Source organism: Nocardia speluncae NBRC 108251 (genome assembly GCF_001613245.1).
Lineage (GTDB): Bacteria > Actinomycetota > Actinomycetes > Mycobacteriales > Mycobacteriaceae > Nocardia > Nocardia speluncae.
In genome coordinates, this window is sequence record NZ_BDBZ01000002.1 from 809,628 (window position 1) to 832,852 (window position 23,225).

Genomic DNA, 23,225 nt, shown 5'->3' on the forward strand with positions numbered 1-23,225 from the left:
GTGGGGCCACGAACTCACCCATTGTCGCCGTACCCGCGACGGACCGACCCCGGCGCCGCATGATCGCCCGCAGTACGTGCCCGCGCCGAGGAACTGAGCTGCCACGGCACGCTCGTCACCATCACTCCGGGCTCGAACAGCAGGCGGCCCTTCAGCCGGAGCGCGCTCTGGTTGTGCAGCACCTGCTCCCACCAGTGACCCACGACGTATTCGGGGATGAACACCGTCACCACATCGCGGGGCGCGTCCTTGCGTACCCGCTTCACATAATCGAGGACGGGTTTCGTGATTTCGCGGTAGGGCGACTCCACGACCTTCAACGGTACCGAGATATCGCTGTTCTCCCACTCCCGGACCAGTGCACGAGTGTCCTCCTCGTCGACGTTCACCGTGATCGCCTCCAGCGTGTCCGGGCGGCCGGCGCGCGCGTAGGCCAGTGCGCGGCGGGTCGGCATATGCAGCCGGGAAACCAGCACGATCGAATGGGTACGGCTGGGCAGGACCCCGTCCCATTCGTGTTCTTCCAGTTCGCGGGCCACCGAATCGTAGTGGTGGTGAATCATCTTCATCACCACGAAGATCACTGCCATTGTCACGATCGCGATCCAGGCGCCGGCGAAGAACTTCGTCACCAGCACCACCACCAGCACTGCGCCGGTCGCCACCAGCCCGAGCGCGTTGATTGCCCGAGACCGCAGCATCCGCGACCGCTCGGCCGGATCTGTTTCCCGGCGCAGCAACCGGGTCCAATGCCGCAGCATGCCGGTCTGGCTGAGGGTGAAGGAGACGAAGACGCCGATGATGTAGAGCTGGATGAGTTTGGTGACTTCGGCGTCGAATGCCACCACGAACCCGATCGCCCCGACCGCCAGGAAAAGGATGCCGTTGCTGAAGGCCAGCCGGTCGCCACGGGTGTGCAACTGCCGGGGCAGGAACCGCGCCTGAGCCAGTACCGAGCCGAGCACCGGGAAGCCGTTGTAAGCGGTATTGGCCGCCAGGACCAGAATCACCGCCGTCACTATCGCGACGAAGTAGAAACCGGGCGTGAACGTGTCGAAGACCGCGTGCGCAATCTGCGTAACCAGTGTTTTCTGCTGGTAGTCCGCCGGGGCACCGATCAACTGCGCCGGGTTCTCGGCGAAAACCACATGTGCTTCGCGGGCAAGCACGATGATGCCGAGAAACAAGGCAATGGAGATGCCACCGAGCATGAGCAGCGTGGTCGCGGCATTACGCGATTTCGGTTTGCGGAACGCCGGGACTCCGTTGCTGATCGCCTCGACGCCGGTCAGTGCCGCACTTCCCGAAGAAAACGCACGGGCGAGCATGAAAACGAGCGCCACTCCCGCCAGGTGTTCTTCCTCCACCCTCAGTTCGAAGGAGGCCGATTCGGCTCGCACTTCGTCCCCGAGGACGAAAATACGGAGGAGCCCCCAGCCGAGCATGGCGAACATCCCGATCAGGAACGCGTACGACAGCAGTGCGAAGGTCCGCCCGGATTCACGCACCCCGCGCAGGTTCATCGCGGTGAGCAGGGCGATGGCAGCCACCGCGAACAGCACCTTGTGTGTGGCGACGAACGGTATGGCCGACCCGATGGTGGAGGCGGCCGAAGATATCGAGACCGCGACCGTCAGCACATAGTCCACCAGCAGCGCGCTGCCGACCGCCAAGCCTGCGGTGGGGCCGAGATTGGTGGTGACCACCTCGAAGTCGCCGCCGCCGGACGGGTAGGCGTGCACATTCTGGCGATAGCTGGCGACCACGATGATCATCACGACCGCGACGGCGAGTCCGAGCCACGGGGCGTACGCGTAACCCGCGAGCCCGGACACCGACAGGACGAGGAAGATCTCCTCGGGCGCATAGGCGACCGAGGACATCGCGTCCGAGGCGAAAACCGGCAGCGCGATTCGTTTCGGCAGCAAGGTGTGGCCCAGGGCGTCACTACGGAAAGGCCGCCCCAGCACCAGGCGTTTGGTGGCGGTCGTCAACTTCGACACTGGACGGAGCATAAGCCCCCGTCCAGCCTGCCGCCGCCAGGCATTACCGGATTCCCGGTTTGCCCGGGTTCGGCAGGGGGAATCTGGCAGAGGGCGCGAAGCGGCGGGTACGGTTCGATTCGCGGCAACCGCATGGCTACGCGGGAACACTCGCCGCGGAGCCGGGCCCGCAGGATCGGGCGCGGCCGTCGGGCAGTACAAGTCAGGAGCGGGATTCACGGTGTACGTGGTGATCATGGGATGCGGACGGGTGGGGGCCTCGCTGGCCCGTGCTCTGGTCCGGATAGGGCATGAGGTCGCCGTGATCGACCGCAATCCGGACGCGTTCCGGCGACTGGGCGACGATTTCCCGGGCGAACGGGTAACCGGGGTCGGGTTCGATCGTGATGTGCTGCGCCGGGCGGGTATCGAACGAGCGGGCGCGTTCGCGGCAGTCTCCTCCGGCGACAACTCGAACATCATCTCCGCCCGGGTGGCGCGCGAGATGTTCGGTGTCGAACGGGTGGTGGCGCGGATCTACGACGCCAAACGCGCCGCCGTATACGAGCGACTCGGTATCCCGACCATCGCGACCGTTCCCTGGACCACCGACCGTTTCCTGCACAACCTGCTGGGCGATGCGGGCACCACCACCTGGCGCGACCCCACCGGCACGGTCGCTGTCGCCCAGTTGATCCTGCACGAGGACTGGTACGGGCGCACCGTGCGTGATCTGGAGAGCGCCACCGGCGCCCGGGTCGCGTTCATCATCCGTTTCGGGCAGGGCATCCTGCCCGATGCCAAAACCGTCGTCCAGGCCGACGACACCGTGTACGTGGCCGCAACCTCCGGATCCGCCGGTGAGGCGGTCGCGCTGGCCGCAAAACCCCCAGCGAGCAAGGACTGATCATGAAAGTGGCCATTGCCGGAGCCGGGGCCGTCGGCCGCTCCATCGCGCGCGAGCTACTGCGGTCGGGGCACACTGTCATGCTGCTCGAACGCCAGCTCGACCATATCGACCGCGATTCGGTGCGCGACGCCGTCTGGGTGCACGCCGACGCCTGCGAACTACAACTACTCGAGGACGCCGGCCTGCAGGACTACGAGGTGGTCATCGCCGCCACCGGCGACGACAAGGCCAACCTGGTGCACAGTCTGCTGGCCAAAACCGAGTTCGGGGTACGCCGGGTGGTGGCTCGGGTCAACGACCCCCGCAACGAGTGGCTGTTCGACGAGGCGTGGGGGGTCGATGTCGCGGTCTCCACTCCGCGGCTGCTGGCGTCGCTGGTCGAGGAGGCAGTGACGGTGGGCGATCTGGTCCGGTTGATGACTCTGCGGCAGGGGCAGGCGAATCTCGTTGAACTCACCCTGCCGCCCGATACCACCCTGGCCGGAAAACCGGTCCGCAGCCTGCGTCTGCCGCGCGATTCGGCCCTGGTCACCATTCTTCGTGGCGGGCGGGTGATCGTGCCGCAGCCGGATGACCCCTTCGAAGGCGACGACGAACTCTTGTTCGTCGCCTCCGCCGAGGCGGAGGAGGAACTGCGCTCGGTACTGGCACCGATCGGCACCGCCGAACACACGGACACCGCAGCGGGCCTCACCGCCTCGCAGGACGTCGAATACTGACCACTCGCCGTTGAGTGAGCCCGGTCCGGAGGCGGTGGCGCAGCGCCGCTACGTACAGCCTTCGCTCACGGCCGATGGACACAGCCGCTGGGCGGTGCCGCTCGGGCGGCGTCACGCGGCAACGGGCTGCTCGGCACGGGCCCGCAGCTTGTTCAGGGCCCGATACTGCATAACCCGGACGACCCCGGCGCTGGTACCCAGTTCTGCCGCGGTTTCGGCCGCGCTCAAGCCGAGCACGATCCGCATCACCAGTACCTTCCGGTGCACCGGATTCAGCTGCCCTATGAGCTCGCGCGCCACCGCGCCCCGTTCGGCCGCCAGCGCCCGCTCTTCCGGGCCCGCCGCCGTCGAAGCCAGCTCGGGAAGGTCCGCCACGGGGTAGGCCGGGTGGACCTGCGCTCCGCGAAAGGCGTCGGACACCTTGTTCGCTGCGATGCCGTATACGAAGGCAAGGAACGATTTTCCTTGGTCTCGGTAGCGGGGAATCGCAGCGACAGTGGCCATGAGGACTTCCTGGGTCACATCGTCGGCTGTCACATGGAGATGCGCCGGATTTCCCAGCCGGGTACGGCAGTAACGCTGCACCAATGGTTGCACCAGCCGCAGGATTTCGGTCACCGCGCGGCGGTCACCGGCGGCCGCGGGCTCGACCAGGAGATCGAGTTCGGCGGAAACCAGGCGGCTCTGTGACCGCACCGGGTGTTCACGCCCCCGCTCCGGACGTGTCATCGTGTGCTGCTCGGTACGCATTCGCCAGTCCTCTCGGCAGATCGTCTTCTCTAACGATCGTCCGATGAAAGGCGCTGTCGGGATAGACACCAAAGGGTGGGTCATCCGCCACCCTGGCGGCCGCGTGCGTGCCGCGAATGTTCGGTTCAGGCGGCATGCCGGGCCGACGAGGCCGGCAGATGCCCTGCCCGGCGCACTGCCCAGACGGTCACCACGAGAGCAAGCGCGGTGAGCGGCCAGCCCATCGCGATCCGGGCGGCGGCGAGCCAGCCCGTGCTGTCGGCCGTGTACAGATGGTGCTGCACCAGGTAGCGGGCGCCGAAAACGAGAACCCAGGCGGCGGTCGCCAAATCATAGAGCCGGACCACGCGGGAATCGGTGCGCCAGGCACCACCGTGGCCGTTGAGTACGCCCCACACCACGCCGACAAGTGGTCGGCGGACCAGTATCGAGATCAGGAAGGCGGCACCGTAGACGAGGCTGGTGTAGATACCGAACAGGAAGAAGCCCTTGGCCTCCCCTACGCGCCAGGCGATCAACGCGCAGATCCCGACACCCAGGAATCCCGAGACGGCCGGCTGGATCGGCTCCCGGCGCACCAGCCGCCAGATCAGCACGGCACCCGCCACACCCAGTGCCGTCCAGATCGCCACGGTGAGCCCGAGCAATGCGTTCATCGGAACGAACACCAGTACCGGCAGGGTGGAGTAGATCAGCCCGGAGAAACCACCCAGCTGTTCCAGCAGGGTCTGTTGCGGGGGCTCGGCGCGCTCCTCATCCGGTACATCGTCCGCAGACGATTCCGATGCGGGGACGGTCCGCGGTAGCGGCGTGGTGAGGTACTCGTCGCTCGATGCCATGCGTCAGCTGTTTCCGCGCAATTCGTAGTAGGGGTTGTAGATCACCTTGCGGCCCTCGCGTTCACCGATACGGCCGCGCACCATGATGCGCCGGCCGGATTCGATACCGGGAATCCGGCGTCGCCCGATCCACACCAGCGTGATGGCATCGGTGCCGTCGAAGAACTCCGCTTGCACATTCGCCCCGGCGGCCTGCGGACACGAATCGACACTGCGCAATCTGCCCAGCATCGTCGCCTCCTCACCGCGCCGGCACTCCGAGACCCGGCAGGCGCCCGAAGCGTCCGCCGACTCCGCCAGCTCCTCGGCGTCGAGCTGATCGAGATCCTCGGTCAACCTGCGGCCGAGCCTGCGAAAATATCCGGATGCGGACTTGGCGCCCGCTTTTCTTCCTGCCGAGGAAGACATCGCTTGCTCTCCTGTGCGCGGACGGCGTGGGTCACACGTCATCCGAGATTCTCTGCTACGGCCCGGCTGTGGCCGTACCCGCCACTGTAGATGGGTACCGGCGGCACCGCTACGCTCGGTCCGGTGTTCGATTCCCCACGTCCGGCAGTCGTGGTCGCGCTCCCCGGCACCGGCTCCGATGCGCATTTCGCCCGGCGCGCCTTCGAGCCCGCCTGCACCGCACGCGGGCTCGAGCTGATAGCGGTCGATCCCGAACCGGGCGCGGTGATCTCCGGCTACCTCGCCGCCCTGGACACCGCCGCCGCCCGCGGGCCGGTCCTGGCCGCGGGTATCTCCCTGGGGGCGGCGGTAGCACTCGAATGGGCCGGCCGCCGCGCGGCCGGGGACGTGGCGGGCGTGATCGCCGCACTGCCGGCCTGGACCGGCCCGGATACGGCGCATTGCCCCGCCACTCTCAGCGCCTCGGTCACCGCCGCGCAACTGCGCGCGGAGGGCCTCGAACCCGTCGTCACCCGGATGCGGGCGAGCAGCCCGCGCTGGCTCGCCGACGCACTCACCCGCTCATGGCGCTCGCAGTGGCCCGGACTGCCGGACGCGCTGGAGGAGGCTGCCCAGTACAAGTGGCCGGAGGCGACGCTGCTGGACACGTTGGCGGTCCCGCTGGCGGTGATCGCCGCCGCGGACGATCCGGTGCATCCGGTGGCAGTCGGCCGGGAGTGGGCACGCCGCGCGCCACGCTCGGTGATCACCGAGATCACCCTCGACGAGCTCGGCGCCGACCCCGCGGTAGTGGGCCGGCTCGGCCTGCGGTACGCCCGCTGACCGAACGCGGCCCATCGGCCGGGCCCGCGAGGGAAAGCCGGTCAGCCGCGGCCGAGCTGCTGCATCGCCGAACCCTCGGCCCCGCGCCGCGGCTGCTGTGGCTGCTGTGGAGGTAGCACCGAACCGGTCTGCGCCGGCCGCGGGACGTTCTGCTGCGCGGCAGCGGCCTGTTGAGCCTGCTGCTGTTGTTGCTGCTGCTGATGGGCCGCAGTGAGCTGCTCGGCGAGCTGTTGCGGGAGCACCACCGGTAGCGGTTCCCGCACCGGGAGCGCATCGGTGCCGCGCCGGATGATCGTTTCGCTGAGCACCGACCGCGCCGCGACGACCAGCGGGCTGCCGACCGCGGTGGACCCCGACGGACCGGCCGCCACCAGACGGATCATCCACCGATAACCGTCCACACCGATGAACCGCAGATCGGCCCCCTCGGTGACGGCGACCAGTTCGCGACCCCACGGCCCCTTCTCCACCGAGACCCGGGCGCCGTCCTTGCGCAGCGATTCCGCGAGATCGGCCGCCACTGTGCGCCACTGCCCCTTGGATTTCGGTGCGGCATAGGCCGCCACCGTGATCCGCCCGTGTTCGGTGGCCAGATGCACCGCCTGCGGGGTGCCCTGCGGCGTCATCTCGACCTGCAGCTGCCCGCCCGGCGGGACCGGCAGGATCACCGAGCCCAGATCGAGCCGGGTATCGGTGAATTCCGCCAGCACCTCGGCGACATCGTCGTAGTCGTAGGGACCCCGCCGGTGCGGCTCGGTATCGGGATCGTCGATCGCCGCGTCGTAGGCGTCGCTGTAGGCGGCGCCACCGTACCCGTCGTCGTAACTGTCGTCGTGGTCACCGGGGTACTGCTCGTCGGCGGCGCGGTGATATCCGCCGTCGTCGTCGTAGTCGTAGTCGCCCTGGTACTCGCCGGTGCGGTATTCGCCGGTGTCGTACCGTTCGTCCTCGGATCTGCGTCCGCCGGATTTCCGTCGTCCGAACATGTCAGGCCTCCTTGCCGTGGGCGCCGTCGGCACCGTTCGGCATCAAACTCGTGTGTCCCCCGCTGGACCCGTACCCGTGCGCGCCCCGCGCAGAATCGTCGAGCCGATCCACCGCCACGAAATCGACCAGTTCCACGCGTTGCACCAGCAACTGCGCGATCCGGTCGCCGCGACGCAATTCGATGGGGGTCCGTGGATCGTGGTTGATCAGGCACACCTTGATCTCACCGCGGTATCCGGCGTCGATCGTTCCCGGCGTGTTCACCACGGACAGACCGGTCTTGGCGGCCAAACCGGACCGGGGATGGATGAGACCGACCGTGCCCACCGGCAGCGCGATCGCGATACCGGTGCCGACCAGCACCCGCTCTCCCGGCTCCAGGACGACATCCTCGGCGGTGCACAGGTCCACGCCCGCATCGCCGTCATGGGCGCGGCTGGGCATAGGGATCCCCGGATCCAGCCGGAGCAGTGGTATCGGTGAGAGTGCGTTCACGTCCGACCAGCCTACGCGCAGGGGCACCCGGCTTGTCGCTTAGTGTTGAGTCGTGTCCGACCAGCCTCGACTCACCGAATCCGGCCACCATGCACCGCCGGCGCCACCAGTCCATCGCGAGCGCCTGTGGGTACCGCTGTGGTGGTGGCCGGTGGGTTTCGCACTCGCCGCCCTGCTCGCCGCGGAGGTCCATATGGGAGCGCCCGGCCTGCGGGCCTGGCTGCCGTATGTGCTGCTGCTCCCGATCCCGGTCTGGGTCCTGCTCTGGTTCGGCCGGCATCGGGTCGAGGTCGCTGCCGACAGCAACGGCACACCGGAACTCCGCGTCGACCGAGCGCATCTGCCGGTCTCTTACGTCTCCCGTGCGACGGTGGTGCCCCGCAGCGCCAAGACAGCAGCCCTGGGCCGCCAGCTCGACCCGGCCGCCTACGTTCAGCATCGCCCGTGGATCGGCACCATGGTGCTCCTGGTGCTCGACGATCCGGATGACCCGACGCCGTACTGGCTGGTCAGTACGCGTCGGCCCGAAGAGGTACTGGCCGCGCTCGGAGTCCCGAGCGCGGAATGACCTCGCGCCGCCGTCAGGCTGCGCAATCCATACAGATCATCCGGCCGCCGGCCTCAGTGGCCAGGCGGCTGCGGTGATGCACCAGGAAACAGCTCGAACAGGTGAACTCGTCGGCCTGTTTCGGAACCACCCGAACTGTCAGCACTTCCTCGGACAGGTCCGCGCCGGGGAGCTCGAACGACTCCGCGGTATCGGATTCGTCGACATCCACGACGGCGGACTGGGCTTCGTTGCGACGCGCCTTCAGCTCCTCGAGCGAATCCTCCGAAACATCGTCGGTCTCGGTGCGCCTCGGTGCGTCATAGTCGGTTGCCATGTCGTCTTCCCCTCGTCCTTACTCCGTATATCCGGATCGGCGTACGCCGTCGGTTTCGACCGCGGCAGCCGCCCCGCCGGTGGTGCACTTCACATGCGTACCGGTCTCCTATCAGCGTGAATCTTTGGACACACCGCCGATAGCGTCCGGACAACGCGTGAGTTGCCCTGCTTGTTCCCGTGACCGATCGCCGATTTACTCACCGATGTTTCGGTCTGGGCGGGCAGACAATAGCGGACCCTGCGGAATTTGTCGCAATCGAAACCCAGCCGTGTCGAAACCGCCGGGCAATCGATACGCGGGGTGACGGCGCCGTACGAGGCGCCGCCCCGGCACGCCCGCCGGCGACCGGGTAATGCACGGACCCCGGACTCGGGTACGTACAGTATCGACGTGGTTTCACTGATCACCGAAGGCAGCTCGACGGATACCAAAGGCCGTCCCTACTCGCGCCGGCGGATGCGCCCCTGGCTCATTCTGGTCGTTGTGCTCACGCTGATCTGCGCAGCCCTGTGGACCAGCGCGCTGACCACCAAGGACGACGACTACACGCCGATGGCCTGCAATTCCCCCAGCCCCGCGACCGACCCCAAGGCAGCCCCGCAGCCGCTGCCCGGGCAGCGGCTGAGCGCGGATTCGCTGGCGGATACGGAACCCGCTCCGATGGCGGATACGAAGGTGCGCGTCCTCAACGCGAACGGCCAGCGCGGGCAGGCCGCGCATGTGGCGGCACAACTCGGCGATCTCGGATTCGGCACCGTATCCGGCGACCCGTATGGTAACGATCCGATATACGCCAACGGTGATCTCGAATGCACCGGGCAGATCCGGTTCGGCGAGAGCGGTCGCCCGGTCGCGGCCGCCGTCCAACTGGCGGTTCCGTGTGCCGAACTCATCGAGGACAAGCGGGACGACAACAGCGTCGATCTGGTCCTGGGTGCAGTGTTCGGCGGTGATCTGCAACCCAACAACGACGCCGAAGAGGTACTCCGGTCACTGAAGAACCCGGTGAGTGGCGAGAGCCCGGAAATCGACCCGGAGATGCTCGAGGCGGCCCGTACCGCGCGCTGCTGAGCGCGCTCAGGCTTCCGGAATAGGCGCCGACACCCGTAGCCGGTCCAGCAACGCGAAAAGTTCCTCGCTGATCCCGGGCGCGGCGGCCACCACCAATGCACCCGCGGAACCCGCAGTCGCCAACGGAGGCAAGCGCAGCACCGCTCCGGCCTCGGCGGCGATCAGCCCACCGGCAGCCCAATCCCAGGGGTTGAGCCCGTGCTCGTAATGGGCGTCGACTCGGCCTTCGGCGACCATGCAGAGATCCAGCGCGGCCGCCCCGATGCGGCGGATATCGCGCACATGGGGCAGCAGTTCGGCGACGTAGGCGGCTTGCCGGGTCCGCCGCGGGACGCCGTAGCCGAAGCCCGTAGCGACCAGCGCCAGCCGCGCCGAGCGCACCGGGTTACAGCGCAGCGCGGTCGCGTTCCCGCCCGGGCCGATCCGGTCGGCTCCGAGGCCCGCTCCGGCCGCATACACCGTCGAGGCGGCGATATCGGCCACCGCGCCGGCCACCGGGCGGCCGGCGCGTACAGCGGCCACCGAGACTGCGTACGCGGGGATCCCGTACAGGAAGTTCACCGTGCCGTCGATCGGGTCGACCACCCAGACCACTTCGTCGTCGCCGGCTGCGGACAGATCGCCGCCGCCTTCCTCACCGAGGATGGGATCGCCGGGACGCAGCCGAGCCAGCTCGTCGCGGATCAGCTGTTCTGTTTCGGTATCGACGACGGTCACCGGGTCCGTCGGGGTGCTCTTGGTGCGAACGGCGGTATCCGCGACACCGGCGGGCCCGAATACCTCGGGCCGTCGGACCCGGACATGGGCGGCGGCGATGCCTGCGAGATGGGTCGCGATCCGGCGCAACAGCGCGGCGTCGGCGGGAGCGGGTTCGGTGGTAGCGGTCAGGGACCAAATCGATTCCGGCACGCCCACCATCGCAGCACAGATCCTGCGGTCCGGGCATTCGGGCGCGCACATTACTCTTGTCGTGCACAGCACACCGGCCCGAGTCGGCCCCGGGGCGGCGAGCGTGGGCCGAGTGGCGGAAAAGCGCCGTTCGGGTAGTCGCGCATGCCCCGGTTCGACACCGGTACGCGGTGCGGCGCCAGACGACAGCAGCCAGCACAGGGAACGAGGGAAACCCGCATGTCCGCTCGACGGCACGCGTTCGGGATCGATATCGGCGGCAGTGGCGTCAAGGGCGCCGCGATCGACCTCGAGACCGGGGAACTCCGGCACGAACGCATCAAGATCGCCACCCCGCAACCGTCCACACCGGATGCGGTCGCCACGGCCGTAGCGCAATTGGTCGCCCAGGCGGGTTGGGACGGTCCGGTGGGGCTCACGCTGCCGTGCGTGGTCCTCGACGGCGTCGCCCACACCGCCGCCAATGTCGACAAATCCTGGATCGGTACCGATGCCCGGGCCCTGTTCTCCGCTGCTCTCGACGGCCGCGAGGTAACGGTCCTCAACGATGCCGATGCGGCGGGGCTGGCGGAGGACCGTTTCGGTGCCGCCCGCGATATCGACGGCCTGGTCTTGCTACTGACCTTCGGCACCGGAATCGGGTCGGCGATGCTGAACAACGGGACCCTGGTCCCGAACACCGAACTGGGCCATCTCGAGATCGGCGGTATGGAAACCGAGCACCGGGCCGCGGCCTCGGTGAAGGAACGAGACGATCTGAGTTACGCCGAATGGGCGACCCGGGTCAGTACGGTGCTGCGCGGGTTGGAGGATTTGTTCTGGCCGACGGTTTTCGTCGCCGGTGGTGGGATCAGCCGCGACGCCGGCCAGTGGATTCCACTGCTCACCAACCGCACCCGGGTGGTCCCCGCAGGTCTGCGCAACACAGCGGGTATCGTAGGCGCGGCCATGGCTGTCGATGCCGGAATCACCCCCTGAAGATGTCCGCCGCACAGGCAAGGGCACACTGGTCGATCGTTACAATGGAAGGACCCCGGCGGTGAGCCGGACACCCGACCGGCGTTTTAGCCGGTAAACCCGACAGACCGCTCCGCCGGAATACTACTCTGGCGTGACGCCGCACGAGACCGTCACGAAAGGGCGTACGTGGTAGCCACGAATACCCGTCAGACAGCCGAACCGGCCGACGCCGAGGCCACGGAAGTTCCCGCGGCACGCCCGGCGCGCAAGGCCGTCGCCAAAAAGGCCCCGGCCAAGAAAGCCGCAGCCAAGAAGGCCCCCGCGAAAAAAGCGGGCGCCAAGAAAGGCGCGGCCAAGAAGGCCCCTGCGAAGAAGGCCGGTAGCGCAGGCGCGCCCGGCCAGGGTGAGGAGCAGCCGGAAGACGATTCGCTGGATGTGGCCGACCTCGGGGATCTCGAGGTCTCCGAGGACGATCTCACCGAGGAGAGCGACGAATTGGTGGCCGAGGTAGCCGAGGAGGAACCCGAAGCCGAGACCCCCGAACCCACCGCGGCCGATAAGGCCTCCGGTGATTTCGTCTGGGACGAGGAAGAATCCGAAGCGCTACGCCAGGCCCGTAAGGATGCCGAACTCACCGCCTCCGCGGATTCGGTACGCGCCTACCTCAAGCAGATCGGTAAGGTCGCACTACTCAATGCCGAGGAGGAGGTGGAACTCGCCAAGCGGATCGAGGCCGGCCTCTATGCGGCCGAGAAGATGCGCGAGTTCACCGAGGCAGGGGAAAAGCCGCCGGTCGCGATCCGCCGCGACTACAACTGGATCGTCCGCGACGGCAACCGCGCCAAGAACCACCTGCTCGAGGCGAACCTGCGCCTGGTGGTATCACTCGCGAAGCGCTACACCGGCCGCGGCATGGCATTCCTGGATCTGATCCAGGAGGGCAACCTGGGCCTCATCCGCGCGGTGGAGAAGTTCGACTACACCAAGGGCTACAAGTTCTCCACATACGCCACCTGGTGGATCCGGCAGGCCATCACCCGCGCCATGGCCGACCAAGCCCGCACCATCCGTATCCCGGTGCATATGGTCGAGGTCATCAACAAGCTGGGCCGTATCCAGCGTGAGCTCCTCCAGGATCTGGGTCGCGAACCCACCCCGGAGGAACTGGCCAAGGAAATGGACATCACCCCGGAGAAGGTGCTGGAGATCCAGCAGTACGCTCGGGAACCCATTTCGCTGGATCAGACCATAGGCGACGAGGGCGATAGCCAGCTCGGTGATTTCATCGAGGATTCCGAGGCTGTGGTCGCAGTGGACGCGGTGAGCTTCACCTTGCTGCAGGATCAGCTGCAGTCGGTGCTGGAGACCCTGTCCGAACGCGAGGCGGGTGTGGTGCGGCTGCGGTTCGGTCTCACCGACGGCCAGCCGCGGACCCTCGACGAGATCGGCCAGGTGTACGGGGTCACCCGTGAACGCATCCGGCAGATCGAATCCAAAACCATGAGCAAGCTACGCCATCCGAGCCGCTCCCAGGTCTTGCGCGATTACCTCGACTGAGACCTACCGGGCACCTGCTCCGCGCCACAGCTCCTGAACACGCCGGAACCCACCGGTTCTCGCGATGCTCAGGAGCTGTGGCGTGCCGAGGGTGGTCGCCCACCGTCGTCGAGAGTGGCCGTGGGCCCCGGCAACACCGGATCCCGGGACATATCCTTCAGTTCGACACCCGAGCGGCCGAGCCGGTGCGCACCGGCGATCAGTCCCGCCGTCACCTCCGCGGCCCGCCGGTAATCCAGGCCTTGCGGCGGATGGATATTGGAAACGCAATTCCGGTCCGCATCGGTGACGCCCGGACGCGGCCGGTGGGTGAGATAGATGCCGAGACTGTCCGCGACCGATAGGCCGGGACGCTCCCCGATCAGCACGAGAACGGTCGTTACTCCGAGCGCGGCACCGATATGGTCACCGAGCGCGACCCGGGCCTGGGTGGCCACCACGGGCACGGCGATCGAATAGCGCGGCCGCAGCAAATCCATGAGCGCCCCGAGCAGCGGCGGTCCGTGTTCGGTGAGGGCTCGGGCCGAGAGGCCGTCGGCAAGCACCATGCCGATCGCCGGCCCGTTCCGGCCGCCCCCCGGCAGGAGCGAGATCGAGCCCGCGGACGGTAGCCGGCCCAGGTCGGGGCGCCGCAAGTATTCGGCCCGGTCCCGCGCCCGGCTCGGCACGTGGACCGGTTCGCCGAGGCCCAGAGCCGCAACCCGCGCCGAGCAGACGGCCACATCCAGCGCGGTATGTACCGCGTCGCGGGCTCGGGCATGCGCCGTGGCGAACTCGAGCACCTGCCGGGTGGGCAGCGCGTCACCGGCCCGTCCCAGACCGATCCGGGCCTGGGTCAGCGTGCGCAAGCCATCCCAGAACGTAGGGCCGGAGTCGGTGTCCGCCCGCTCTCCGTCGCTGCCGATCCCCATGGTCACCACGCCCTCGTTCGCCGAAAACCGTCACCCACCCGAACTGCCTTCGCTGCCCACGCTGTCCCGCACGGGCAGCGACACCGACCGGCGCCTACAACATCGCGCGCAACGGTGAAGCGGACGGCGGTATCGCATGCACCCGACCGGTATCGTCGAGCATCCCCAGCCGGTCCAGCCAGCCCGCGAACTCGGGGGCCGGCCCCAGGCCGAGCACGCGGCGAGCGTAGAGCGCGTCGTGGAAACTCAGGCTCTGATAGCCGAGCATCACATCGTCGGCACCGGGCACTGTGATGACAAAGGCACATCCGGCGGCACCCAGCAAGGTGAGCAGGGTGTCCATATCGTCCTGGTCGGCTTCGGCGTGGTTGGTGTAGCAGACATCCACCCCCATCGGCAGGCCCAGCAGTTTGCCGCAGAAATGGTCCTCCAGGCCGGCACGGACGATCTGTTTTCCGTCGTACAGGTACTCCGGCCCGATGAACCCGACCACAGTGTTCACCAGTAGCGGCCGCAGTTCGCGTGCCACCGCGTAGGCTCGTGCCTCGAGCGTCTGCTGATCCACCGGTTTCCCACCCGTACCCAGATGCGCGCCCGCCGACAATGCCGAGCCCTGTCCGGTTTCGAAATACATGACGTTGTCGCCGACGGTGCCGCGCCCCAGGGAGCGCGCGGCGTCCTCGGCTTCCCGCAGCAGCGCCAGATCCACCCCGAACGCGGCGTTCGCGGACTGCGTCCCGGCCACCGACTGGAACACCAGATCCACCGGTGCGCCCGCGGCGATCAGCTCGATGGTGGTCGTGACGTGGGCCAGGACGCAGGATTGGGTGGGGATGTCGAAACGGGCGCGGATATCGTGGAGCAGCGCCAGTAGATCGGCCGCGGCCCGCGGGGAATCGGTGGCGGGATTGATCCCGATCACGGCGTCGCCGCAGCCGAGCAGCAGCCCGTCGAGCACGGCGGCCGCGATACCACGCGGATCGTCGGTGGGATGGTTGGGCTGCAATCGAGTGGCTAGCGTACCGGGCATGCCGATGGTGGTCCGGAACGCCGACCGCACCCGAACTGCCCGCGCCACCGCGATGAGATCCTGGTTCCGCATGATCTTGGCGACCGCCGCGACCATCTCCGGGGTGAGGCCGGGCGCCAGATCGCGGAGAGTTCCGGCCGGGTCCGAGATACCGTCACCGGCCGCAATACTCAGCAGACGGTCGCGCAGCTCCCCCACTGTGCAGGAAGCGATCGGCCCGAACGCGACCCGGTCGTGGGTATCCACGATCAGCCGGGTCACCTCGTCGGTCTCGTACGGCACCACGGGCTGTTGCAGGAACTCGGTCAACGGGAGGTCGGCCAGCACCCACTGTGCGGCGACCCGTTCGGCATCCGTGAGCGCGGCGCACCCGGCCAGTTCGTCACCGCTACGGCGCGGGGTTGCCTTGGCCAGCACGTCCACGAGACCGTCGAATCGGTAACTCGTACCGTCCAGCAGCTGGGTGTAGACAGTCATCCGCCGGTCCCGTCCTTCCGGGCCGCTGCGATCGCCGCGACGGACCGCGAGCGCATACGGCCGAAATACGCCGTGACCGAGAACGATACCGGCAGTATCGCTGCCGCATCGGCCGAACTGGTTCCAGGGCGGGCGTGCCGGACCCGCGGCGCGGTGCGGCTCACAGGCCCCGGCCGGTGGACGACACCACCGAGTACGGCCCGGGTGGCCGATCCGACGCACAGGACATAGTCGCAGCAGGGCATCGGGGCAAGTCCGGCGCGGAGGTGCGATGGCTTCGGCGCGGCCGGCCGCAACGCACACCGGAGCCGAGTCTCCGGCCGTCCGCACGCTTCGGTCACCGGCACAACGATGCGCGGGTGTGTTCGGTACGACGGCGGATCGTTATTTCGATGGACGCCCCGCAGCGAACCGTGTGCTGAGATTGAGGAATGCAACGGTGGTCGGCGTTATCGGCGACGGGAAAAGACATCGTCGTCGCGGTCGTCTGGTTCGCGTTCGGCTCACTGATGTATCTGGCCGGCTTCCATATGCTGTTCATCTCCGCCGACGGCCCGTCCACACCACTGGCACCGCGTTTCGCCCTTCTGGCGATGGTGTGCGCGGTCCTGCTGGTGCGGCGACGGGCGCCGATCACCGCCATGGTGGTGGGGCTGATCCCGCTGGCGTTCGATCTGATGCTCGGGCCGACGCTGCCGGTGTGGCTCGTCTATTCCGATCTGATCTATGCCGCGGTGGTCTACGGCACCCGTCGCCAGATGCAGGGGGCGGTGGTGGCGTGGCTGGCGCTGTCCGCGACGGCCGCGGGTGTGGTGCTGGCGATGACCGAGAACTGGCGTTTCATGGTGCTGGCGCTGATCATGGCGGCAGCCTTCGTCGGCACCTCGCTGTGGTGGGGGCTCACGGTTCGTGCACATATGGAGACCGCGGCGGCCGAACGCGCCCGGCGGCGGGCGCTGACGCAGGTGGCGGAACTGGACCGCCGGGCGGCGGTGGCCGACGAACGCAAGGCCATGGCCCGCGATCTGCACGATGTGATCGCCGGGCATCTGTCGGCGATCGCTCTGCAATCCGAGGCGGCACTTGCGGGGATGAACGGCACCGGCACCGATCCGCGACTCACCGGCATCCTGACCGCCATCCGCACGAACAGTGTCGAGGGCCTACAGGAGATGCGGACCATGATCGGCCTGCTCCGCCGGGACGGCGATGCGACCGAAACCACCGCGCCGGGGCGGCTGGCCCAGTTGCCGGGGCTGGTCGCGGTGGCCCGTCAGGCGGGTATGCGGGTGCGGGTACGACAAGACACGGTAGGGCACCCGGTGGCAGGCGCGGTCGATCAGGCCGCGTACCGGATCGTCCAGGAGGCTGTTACCAACGCAATGAAGCACGCACCCGGGCAGGAGGTCGATATCGAGGTGCAGACAGAGGCCGCAACGCTCGTCCTGACGGTACGTAATCGGCTCCCTGCCGAGGAAGCAGCACTGGCCGCGCTCGATACCGGCGTGGAACCACGCGGTCTGGCGAATATGCGCGAACGCGCCACGGCGCTGGGCGGCACATTCCGGTCCGGCCCGCAATCCGGGTGCTGGTGGGTGCAGGCACACTTGCCGTTCACCGCAACCGCGGAACCCGTGGCGGAACCACTGTGATCCGGGTGCTCATCGCCGACGATCACGCGGCGATCCGGGCCGGGCTGCGCATGATCCTGGACACCGCCGGCGATATCGACGTGGTGGGCGAGGCGGCCGACGGAGCGGTCGCGCTCGCCCAGGCCCGCGCCCTGCGACCCGATGTGGTGCTGATGGACGTGCGGATGCCCGGGGTGGACGGTATCGTCGCGACCGCTCGGATCACCGGCGACAATCTGGCCCGGGTCCTCGTGCTGACCACCTTCGACCTCGACGAATACGTTTTCGGCAGCCTCCGGGCGGGGGCCGGCGGTTTCGTCCTGAAATCCGCGTCGGGACCGGCGCTGATCGAGGCGGTCCGGGCCGTCGCCGCCGGGGACGGTGTCCTCGCGCCGGAGGTGACCCGCGCGGTGATCCAAGCCTTCGCGAATACGAACTCCGCGCCCCGGCCGGAGCCGCCCCCGGGCGTGGCCGATCTGACCGGCCGGGAACGCGAGGTCCTGGACTGCCTGGGGGCCGGGTTGTCCAACGCACAGATCGCCGCCCGGCTGTTCATCGGGGAGACAACGGTGAAAACGCATGTATCCCGGGTACTGGCCAAACTGGGACTCCGGTCCCGGGTGCAGGCCGCGATCCTCGCCCGGGAACTGGCCGCGGAACCGGAGGACGATTCGGGCGCCCGGCGGTAACGCCGGTGCCGATCGGCCCGGTCAGCCGGTCAGTGGCGGGTACATTCCGTCCGGTCCTGGCCGATACTGTTCCACGCCGATCACCGCCGACACCGGAAGCGGACCGTACAGGTGCGGGAACCGCAGCGCGGGATCGTCGCCGGGAACGCCCGGCTCCCAGCGCACCGGGGCGTCCAGTCGCGTGGGGTCGAGCCGGAGCAGCACCATATCGGATCGGCCGGCGAAAAGCCGGTTTGCCGGCAGGTGCACCTGGTGCGGCGCCGACAGGTGCACGAAGCCCTCGGTGACCAGTGACGCCGGCCGATGAGCGCCGGATTGCCGCGCAATGGCCCACTCACCGGGAGAACAGAGGTGAACAAGGGTGTGAGTGTCACAGGGCACGGGTAACCTCCGATACACAACTCAACAGTCGTACAGTGCAGCGGGACACCGGTATTCCACGCCCGGCCCGCGGTGTTCGCCACAGGCGGAAATCGCTGGTCGTGTTAGGGAAAACACAGTGGTTCCCCACAGGGAACAAACCCAATGCCCGGAACGTCTGACAGAGTAGTCATACCACTGCTGGGAAGTAGCGGAAGCGAGCCCGCGGAGTGACCACGGGCCTCACACCAGGTGAACGGTCTTTGTGCCGGAAGCCAGGACGGAGGAGTCATGCCAGGAACCCTGACTAGCACCCCACTGACCGCGGTCGATCGCTGCGATCGCTGCGGGGCGGCGGCCCGTGTGCGTGCCGTTCTGCCCGCAGGTGGCGAATTGCTCTTCTGCCAGCATCACGCGAACGAACATATGGAACGACTGCGTGAGCTGGACGCCGTGATCGACACGGAGTCCGCTCCCGCCCTCTGATTCCGTCCGCGCGTCCGACACAACAGCATCGAACAACAGAACACCGCTTATCCGTGGCGGGCGACCCTCCGGTCGCCCGCCACGTCTTCATGTGGGCAAAATCGCGTCGATCAGCCGCGCGAGCCCGTATTCGAAATCGCCGGCCGGGTCGCCGGGCGCCTGGTACAGCTCGCCGACCGCGGCCCCCACTCTCGTGGACAGTGGGTATTCGGCGGCGGGCATGACCTCGGTCAGCAGGGGTCCGTAGGTCTCCCACCAGTCGGCATCGGATTGCTCGCGAGTGCTGCCGGCCGCGGCGAGCGCGGTGCGGGCGTTACCGGTGGCGAACTGGGTGAGGACCGAGATCACCCGGTCCATCCCGGGGTCGTCGAGACCGATACGGGCCACGGCCGCCAGCTGTTGCTCGTAGCGCCGCATCCGGCCCGGTCCCAGCACCATCCGCCACGACGGCACTTCCAACAGCCATGGATGTGCCAGGAATTCGTCGCGGACCTGCCGGGCGACGGCCGCCAGCCGCTCCCGGGCCGGTAGTTCGGTAGGCAACGGTGCGTCGGCAGCGGCCACCGCATCGACCATCAGCGCCGTAAGCGCATCCTTGCTGGGCACATAGGTGTACAGGCTCATCGGCCGTAGGCCGAGTTCGGCGGCGACGGCGCGGATGGACACCTTGTCGTAGCCCTCCCGGTCCGCCAGGCGAATCGCGGCGGTGACGACATCGTCGACGCTCACGGTCTGTCGTGGGCCGCGTCCACCTTTCCGCGGGGGCAAGCTGTGCCGCCACAACAGCTCCAGCAGGGTCCGCGCCGAATCGGCAGGGCGGCCGGCGCTGCCTTCCCGAGACGAGGCCGGGGCCCGACGCGAGTAGCCGTCCATCGATCTCCCATTCTCGGTTCGGGCGCCGGTCCAGGGGACGCCCAGGAACAAATCCGATATCGTGCGCGTTCCGAATATTACTCCGTACGCAATACGATGATATTAGGGGTGCCCTCTGCCGACCGTCGAAACCACCTACCTGCCCGACCGGCACATGTTCGCACTGTGGACGTGGACGGGTCGCGATACCGGACCGCCACCACCCGGCCTCGGCGATGACGCGACCCTGCCGCTGGTCGTTCCCACCGGAACCACCGCGCAACTCCACGCGGGCAGCGCCGACCTCCAGGTCGCGCCGGTCCGCTGCGCCCTGGTGGAGCCCGAACGATTCGCCACGCTCCCGGTCGACCATCCCGGAAACTCGACCCGCGCCTGGCAATCGAATCTGGCCGGTACCGCGGCGCGGCTTCCGGTGGCCGCACACGCGGTACCCAACGCCCAGGGCACCGCCATCGTGGATGCCGAGCACGCTCTCTCGGTCCTGCGGGATACCGCCGAGACGGCCGGCCGGATGCGAACCGGGCTTCACGCCGACCTTCGCCCCTATCAGGTACGGGGAATCGCCTGGCTGCGCGACACCGTCGCGCGCCATGGCGGCGCGATCCTGGCCGATGAGATGGGCCTGGGAAAAACGCTACAGACCATCGGGCTCCTCGCCGACCGCGCCCAGCAAGGGACTCAACTGGTGGTGTGCCCGACCTCCCTGGTCGGCAACTGGATGCACGAGATCAACCGCTTCGCACCGGATCTGCGGCCGATGCCCTGGCGGGGAGGGCCGGTGGATACCGCATCCGGAACCGTCGTCGTCGCCGGCTATCCCGTACTACGCCGCCACGGAAGCGAGCTCACGGGCATCGAATGGGCGACGATCGCCTACGACGAGGCCCAAGCGCTGAAGAACCCGCGCACTCAGGTGACGAAGGCAGCGCGGGCGCTGTCCGCCGGCGCGATCGTCGCCCTCACCGGCACACCCGTCGAAAACCACCTCGACGAACTGTGGGCACTCCTGCATCTCGTCGCACCGGGGATCTTCGGGCACCGCACCCAGTTCCGGCGGCGTTTCGTGAAACCCATCGAGCAGGGTGCCTCCGACGCTGCCGCACGGCTGCGGGACGCGGTCGACCCCATCCTGTTGACGCGCCGCAAGGATCAGGTCGCCGCGTCACTGCCCGCCAAGATCCACTCGGATCTGCTGTGCGATCTGACCCCGGAGCAGGAGCGCCTGTACGACAGCCTGCTCGACCGCGCGGTGGACGAGGGTTTCGGCACCGGCGCCGGACGGCAGACCCGGATCCTGGCGGCGCTGACCTCGTTGAAGCAGGTGTGCAATCACCCCGGGCTGATCAGCGGCGAAACGACCGAACTCGCCGGGCGATCCGGCAAGCTCGACCTCTGCACCGATATCGTCGCCAACAATCTCGACAACGCCGCGCCGACACTGATCTTCACCCAGTACCGCGGTACCGGTGAGCTACTGGTCCGGCATCTGCGCGAGCAATTCGCGATCACCGCGCCGTTCTTCCACGGCGGGCTTTCGCAGACCGAACGCGCCATAATCGTCGACGAATTCCAGTCCCCGGACGGCCCGCCGGTTCTGGTGCTGAGCCTACGGGCGGCCGGCACCGGGCTCACACTCACCCGCGCTGCCGATGTGGTCCATTTCGACCGCTGGTGGAATCCCGCAGTCGAATCCCAGGCCTCCGACCGGGTACACCGCATCGGCCAGACCCGCACCGTCACCGTCACGACCCTCACCTCGTCGACCACGGTGGAGGAACATATCGCGGATATGCAGCGGCGGAAGTCCGCGCTGACCGATTTCGGCGCCGGTACCGGTATCGCCGAACTGGCCCGGCTGGACGACGACCGGCTGGTGGAGATCCTGCGGCGGAAGCGAGGCAACTGATGGTGGACAACGAATTCGGTTACACCCGCTGGGGAATGGACTGGGTGCGCCTGGCCGAACCACTGCGCCAGACCCGCCCGGACCCGCTGCTGCCCCGCGCCCGCAGTATCGCCCGCAACAACGGCGTTCGCACCGAGGCCGAGGGCCGGATCGTCCGGGCGCATATCCACCGTGGCGGTCAGGCCTCGGTCACCCATGTCGAACTCACGCCGCTCCCCCGGCCCGTGGTGACCGCGCTGGCCCCGATCGTGGGAAGGGCACCGACATTGCCGACCGACGAGATGTATGCCGCCGCGGCCGCCGCGGGCCTGCCGGTAGCTCCGGTTCCGGCGGCGATCGACTGCTCCTGTACCGCCCGCACCGCCCGATGTGTGCACGTTCTGGCCACCTTCTACGTGCTGGCGCGCCTGGTGGACGAGAACCCCCGGTTCGGGCTGGACCTACAGGGCTACGGCCACGATCCGGGGCCGGACGATTCCGCGGCACCCACCGAGACCCCCCGCTGGACACCGCTCAACACCGTGGACCCCGCAATGTATTTCGAGGTCTGACAACGTATTCGACACACGGGGAAGCAACTGGGTCGCCGCCCGGCGGCGAAGTCCACCTCGGGTCAGCGCCCAGCTCGTGGCCGCCGTTCGGTGATCGGCCGCCGACGGTGGGTCCATCGACGTCGGCGATGCTCACGGTGTCGCCGCCGGTGGAGAGAAGCCGGGCGGTAACGCAGCGGGCGCTACCGCCCGGCGGGCCCGAGACCGATGTCTCCTACCCGGGGCTTGCTCACCTGCGCTCAGGGAGCTCGAGCAGGGCACTCAGCGCGGCAGCGCCTTCCAGCAGGGCAGCGGAACGGGCATCGATCCGGGCATCGCGCGCCGTCAGCGCCGCCGCGAGATCGTTCCAGTGCCGCCGCCCGCCGAGTTCTGGAACCAGCTGCCGTAAGGATTCGATTCCGTAGCCGGCCAGCCGGAGCTGATGCACCAGTCTCGCGGCCCGTACGTCGTCGGGTGTGAACACGCGGGTTTCCCGGACGCCGGAGCGACGCGGGACCACCAAACCAGCGGCGTCCCAGTGCCGCAATGTGGACGGGCGCACCCCCAGCGCCCGGGCCAGTTCGGAAATGCTCATGGCATCGGTGGGGCGGATATCGGTGTTCGGTTCGTCCGCGATGGCCTGAGCTGCCGTACGCGCGGCATCCAGGTCCCGGCGTTCGCGGTCGAGCCGGGCGTGCGCGGTGTCGAGCATCGCGAACACCCGCCGGCGATCCCCGTTGTGCACCGCGCGCAGGATCGTTTTCGCCGAGGCCGGGTCGGTACCGGCAGCCAGCGCGCGATATGCGCACGCCGACCGGACATGGACATCGCCATACACCCGGTACCCGGTTGCGGTCCGGGTCGCCGGGGGCAGCGCACCGTCACGCTCCAGATTGCGCACCTGCTGAACGGAGTACCCGGTACGGCGTGCGACCTCCGCGGTGCGCAGACTTGCTGAGTTGCGAGTTTGCACGTCACCACCTGTTGATATTCGAGTCGAAGTCTCCACAAGCACTTCAATGTAATGCTTGAACTC

At 68.1% G+C, this 23,225-nt stretch carries 25 protein-coding genes; 12 read left to right on the top strand and 13 right to left on the bottom strand.

The window, feature by feature from the left end:
• Positions 1 to 14 precede the first annotated feature (14 nt).
• Entirely contained in the window at positions 15 to 2,003 is a 1,989-nt protein-coding gene (locus NS6_RS06535; RefSeq protein WP_068038189.1) for an APC family permease, read from the bottom strand.
• Between the two features lie 220 nt (positions 2,004 to 2,223).
• On the opposite strand from NS6_RS06535, the gene NS6_RS06540 reads away from it, so the two are divergent.
• Positions 2,224 to 2,889 carry a potassium channel family protein gene (locus NS6_RS06540; RefSeq protein ID WP_068037639.1) on the top strand — a complete coding sequence of 222 codons (666 nt, stop codon included), beginning with the start codon at positions 2,224 to 2,226 and terminating at the stop codon, positions 2,887 to 2,889.
• 2 nt (positions 2,890 to 2,891) lie between these two features.
• Positions 2,892 to 3,611: a potassium channel family protein gene (locus tag NS6_RS06545; RefSeq protein ID WP_068037641.1), complete on the top strand. Its 720-nt coding sequence runs from the start codon at positions 2,892 to 2,894 to the stop codon at positions 3,609 to 3,611.
• Positions 3,612 to 3,722: 111 nt separating this feature from the next.
• Here NS6_RS06545 and shbA read toward each other — a convergent pair whose 3' ends face one another.
• The 3 genes from shbA to NS6_RS06560 form a co-directional block, all read right to left on the bottom strand.
• On the bottom strand, positions 3,723 to 4,361 hold the full coding sequence (gene shbA / locus NS6_RS06550; RefSeq protein WP_084470658.1) for an RNA polymerase sigma factor ShbA: 639 nt from the start codon (positions 4,359 to 4,361) through the stop codon (positions 3,723 to 3,725).
• A 125-nt stretch (positions 4,362 to 4,486) separates the two neighbouring features.
• Positions 4,487 to 5,200 (bottom strand): DUF3159 domain-containing protein, encoded by a 714-nt coding sequence (locus tag NS6_RS06555; RefSeq protein WP_084470660.1) that lies wholly within the window; start codon positions 5,198 to 5,200, stop codon positions 4,487 to 4,489.
• 3 nt (positions 5,201 to 5,203) lie between these two features.
• On the bottom strand, positions 5,204 to 5,608 hold the full coding sequence (locus NS6_RS06560; protein WP_068037645.1) for an OB-fold nucleic acid binding domain-containing protein: 405 nt from the start codon (positions 5,606 to 5,608) through the stop codon (positions 5,204 to 5,206).
• Between the two features lie 90 nt (positions 5,609 to 5,698).
• Here NS6_RS06560 and NS6_RS06565 point away from each other — a divergent pair, with 90 nt between their 5' ends.
• Positions 5,699 to 6,430 carry an alpha/beta fold hydrolase gene (locus tag NS6_RS06565; protein WP_068037648.1) on the top strand — a complete coding sequence of 244 codons (732 nt, stop codon included), beginning with the start codon at positions 5,699 to 5,701 and terminating at the stop codon, positions 6,428 to 6,430.
• A gap of 41 nt (positions 6,431 to 6,471) precedes the next feature.
• Here NS6_RS06565 and NS6_RS06570 read toward each other — a convergent pair whose 3' ends face one another.
• Both NS6_RS06570 and dut read right to left on the bottom strand, forming a co-directional pair.
• The gene (locus NS6_RS06570; protein WP_068037651.1) at positions 6,472 to 7,416 is read right to left on the bottom strand and encodes a DUF3710 domain-containing protein; all 945 of its coding nucleotides are present in this window, start codon (positions 7,414 to 7,416) and stop codon (positions 6,472 to 6,474) included.
• 1 nt (position 7,417) lies between these two features.
• Entirely contained in the window at positions 7,418 to 7,912 is a 495-nt protein-coding gene (gene dut, locus NS6_RS06575) for a dUTP diphosphatase (protein ID WP_084470662.1), read from the bottom strand.
• Between the two features lie 124 nt (positions 7,913 to 8,036).
• On the opposite strand from dut, the gene NS6_RS06580 reads away from it, so the two are divergent.
• Positions 8,037 to 8,480, top strand: a complete 444-nt coding sequence (locus NS6_RS06580) for a DUF3093 domain-containing protein (protein ID WP_157112640.1) — start codon at positions 8,037 to 8,039, stop codon at positions 8,478 to 8,480.
• Between the two features lie 13 nt (positions 8,481 to 8,493).
• Here the strand turns inward: NS6_RS06580 and NS6_RS06585 are convergent, their stop codons facing one another.
• Positions 8,494 to 8,796, bottom strand: coding sequence for a DUF4193 domain-containing protein (locus NS6_RS06585; RefSeq protein WP_068037659.1), 303 nt, complete (start codon positions 8,794 to 8,796; stop codon positions 8,494 to 8,496).
• 393 nt (positions 8,797 to 9,189) lie between these two features.
• Here NS6_RS06585 and cei point away from each other — a divergent pair, with 393 nt between their 5' ends.
• On the top strand, positions 9,190 to 9,870 hold the full coding sequence (cei, locus tag NS6_RS06590; RefSeq protein WP_068038198.1) for an envelope integrity protein Cei: 681 nt from the start codon (positions 9,190 to 9,192) through the stop codon (positions 9,868 to 9,870).
• Positions 9,871 to 9,876: 6 nt separating this feature from the next.
• Here the strand turns inward: cei and NS6_RS06595 are convergent, their stop codons facing one another.
• Positions 9,877 to 10,788 carry an inositol monophosphatase family protein gene (locus tag NS6_RS06595; protein WP_068037662.1) on the bottom strand — a complete coding sequence of 304 codons (912 nt, stop codon included), beginning with the start codon at positions 10,786 to 10,788 and terminating at the stop codon, positions 9,877 to 9,879.
• A 210-nt stretch (positions 10,789 to 10,998) separates the two neighbouring features.
• On the opposite strand from NS6_RS06595, the gene ppgK reads away from it, so the two are divergent.
• Both ppgK and NS6_RS06605 read left to right on the top strand, forming a co-directional pair.
• Positions 10,999 to 11,757 (top strand): polyphosphate--glucose phosphotransferase, encoded by a 759-nt coding sequence (gene ppgK, locus NS6_RS06600; protein ID WP_068037665.1) that lies wholly within the window; start codon positions 10,999 to 11,001, stop codon positions 11,755 to 11,757.
• 168 nt (positions 11,758 to 11,925) lie between these two features.
• Complete coding sequence (locus NS6_RS06605) at positions 11,926 to 13,296, top strand: RNA polymerase sigma factor (RefSeq protein WP_068037670.1); 1,371 nt, start codon at positions 11,926 to 11,928, stop codon at positions 13,294 to 13,296.
• Positions 13,297 to 13,364: 68 nt separating this feature from the next.
• Here NS6_RS06605 and eutC read toward each other — a convergent pair whose 3' ends face one another.
• Both eutC and NS6_RS06615 read right to left on the bottom strand, forming a co-directional pair.
• Entirely contained in the window at positions 13,365 to 14,207 is an 843-nt protein-coding gene (gene eutC, locus NS6_RS06610; protein WP_068037673.1) for an ethanolamine ammonia-lyase subunit EutC, read from the bottom strand.
• 94 nt (positions 14,208 to 14,301) lie between these two features.
• Positions 14,302 to 15,714: an ethanolamine ammonia-lyase subunit EutB gene (locus tag NS6_RS06615; RefSeq protein WP_068037676.1), complete on the bottom strand. Its 1,413-nt coding sequence runs from the start codon at positions 15,712 to 15,714 to the stop codon at positions 14,302 to 14,304.
• A gap of 431 nt (positions 15,715 to 16,145) precedes the next feature.
• Here NS6_RS06615 and NS6_RS06625 point away from each other — a divergent pair, with 431 nt between their 5' ends.
• Entirely contained in the window at positions 16,146 to 17,366 is a 1,221-nt protein-coding gene (locus NS6_RS06625) for a sensor histidine kinase (protein WP_068037686.1), read from the top strand.
• The gene (locus tag NS6_RS06630; protein ID WP_068037688.1) at positions 17,363 to 18,034 is read left to right on the top strand and encodes a response regulator; all 672 of its coding nucleotides are present in this window, start codon (positions 17,363 to 17,365) and stop codon (positions 18,032 to 18,034) included. Before NS6_RS06625 ends, NS6_RS06630 begins: the two co-directional genes overlap by 4 nt.
• A 21-nt stretch (positions 18,035 to 18,055) precedes the next feature.
• On the opposite strand, the gene NS6_RS06635 is transcribed toward NS6_RS06630, so the two are convergent.
• The gene (locus NS6_RS06635; RefSeq protein WP_068037691.1) at positions 18,056 to 18,415 is read right to left on the bottom strand and encodes a DUF952 domain-containing protein; all 360 of its coding nucleotides are present in this window, start codon (positions 18,413 to 18,415) and stop codon (positions 18,056 to 18,058) included.
• A gap of 270 nt (positions 18,416 to 18,685) precedes the next feature.
• Between NS6_RS06635 and NS6_RS33680 the strand changes: the two genes are divergently transcribed.
• Entirely contained in the window at positions 18,686 to 18,880 is a 195-nt protein-coding gene (locus tag NS6_RS33680) for a DUF7455 domain-containing protein (RefSeq protein ID WP_030521621.1), read from the top strand.
• 87 nt (positions 18,881 to 18,967) lie between these two features.
• Here NS6_RS33680 and NS6_RS06645 read toward each other — a convergent pair whose 3' ends face one another.
• A complete protein-coding gene (locus tag NS6_RS06645; RefSeq protein WP_084470664.1) occupies positions 18,968 to 19,753 on the bottom strand; it encodes a TetR/AcrR family transcriptional regulator in 786 nt (261 codons plus the stop codon).
• Positions 19,754 to 19,907: 154 nt separating this feature from the next.
• Here NS6_RS06645 and NS6_RS06650 point away from each other — a divergent pair, with 154 nt between their 5' ends.
• Entirely contained in the window at positions 19,908 to 21,659 is a 1,752-nt protein-coding gene (locus NS6_RS06650; protein WP_068037695.1) for a DEAD/DEAH box helicase, read from the top strand.
• Positions 21,659 to 22,210, top strand: a complete 552-nt coding sequence (locus NS6_RS06655; RefSeq protein ID WP_068037697.1) for a hypothetical protein — start codon at positions 21,659 to 21,661, stop codon at positions 22,208 to 22,210. The genes NS6_RS06650 and NS6_RS06655 overlap by 1 nt, the downstream gene beginning before the upstream one ends.
• Positions 22,211 to 22,439: 229 nt before the next feature.
• On the opposite strand, the gene NS6_RS06660 is transcribed toward NS6_RS06655, so the two are convergent.
• Positions 22,440 to 23,162 (bottom strand): MerR family transcriptional regulator, encoded by a 723-nt coding sequence (locus NS6_RS06660; protein WP_068037699.1) that lies wholly within the window; start codon positions 23,160 to 23,162, stop codon positions 22,440 to 22,442.
• Positions 23,163 to 23,225 lie beyond the last annotated feature (63 nt).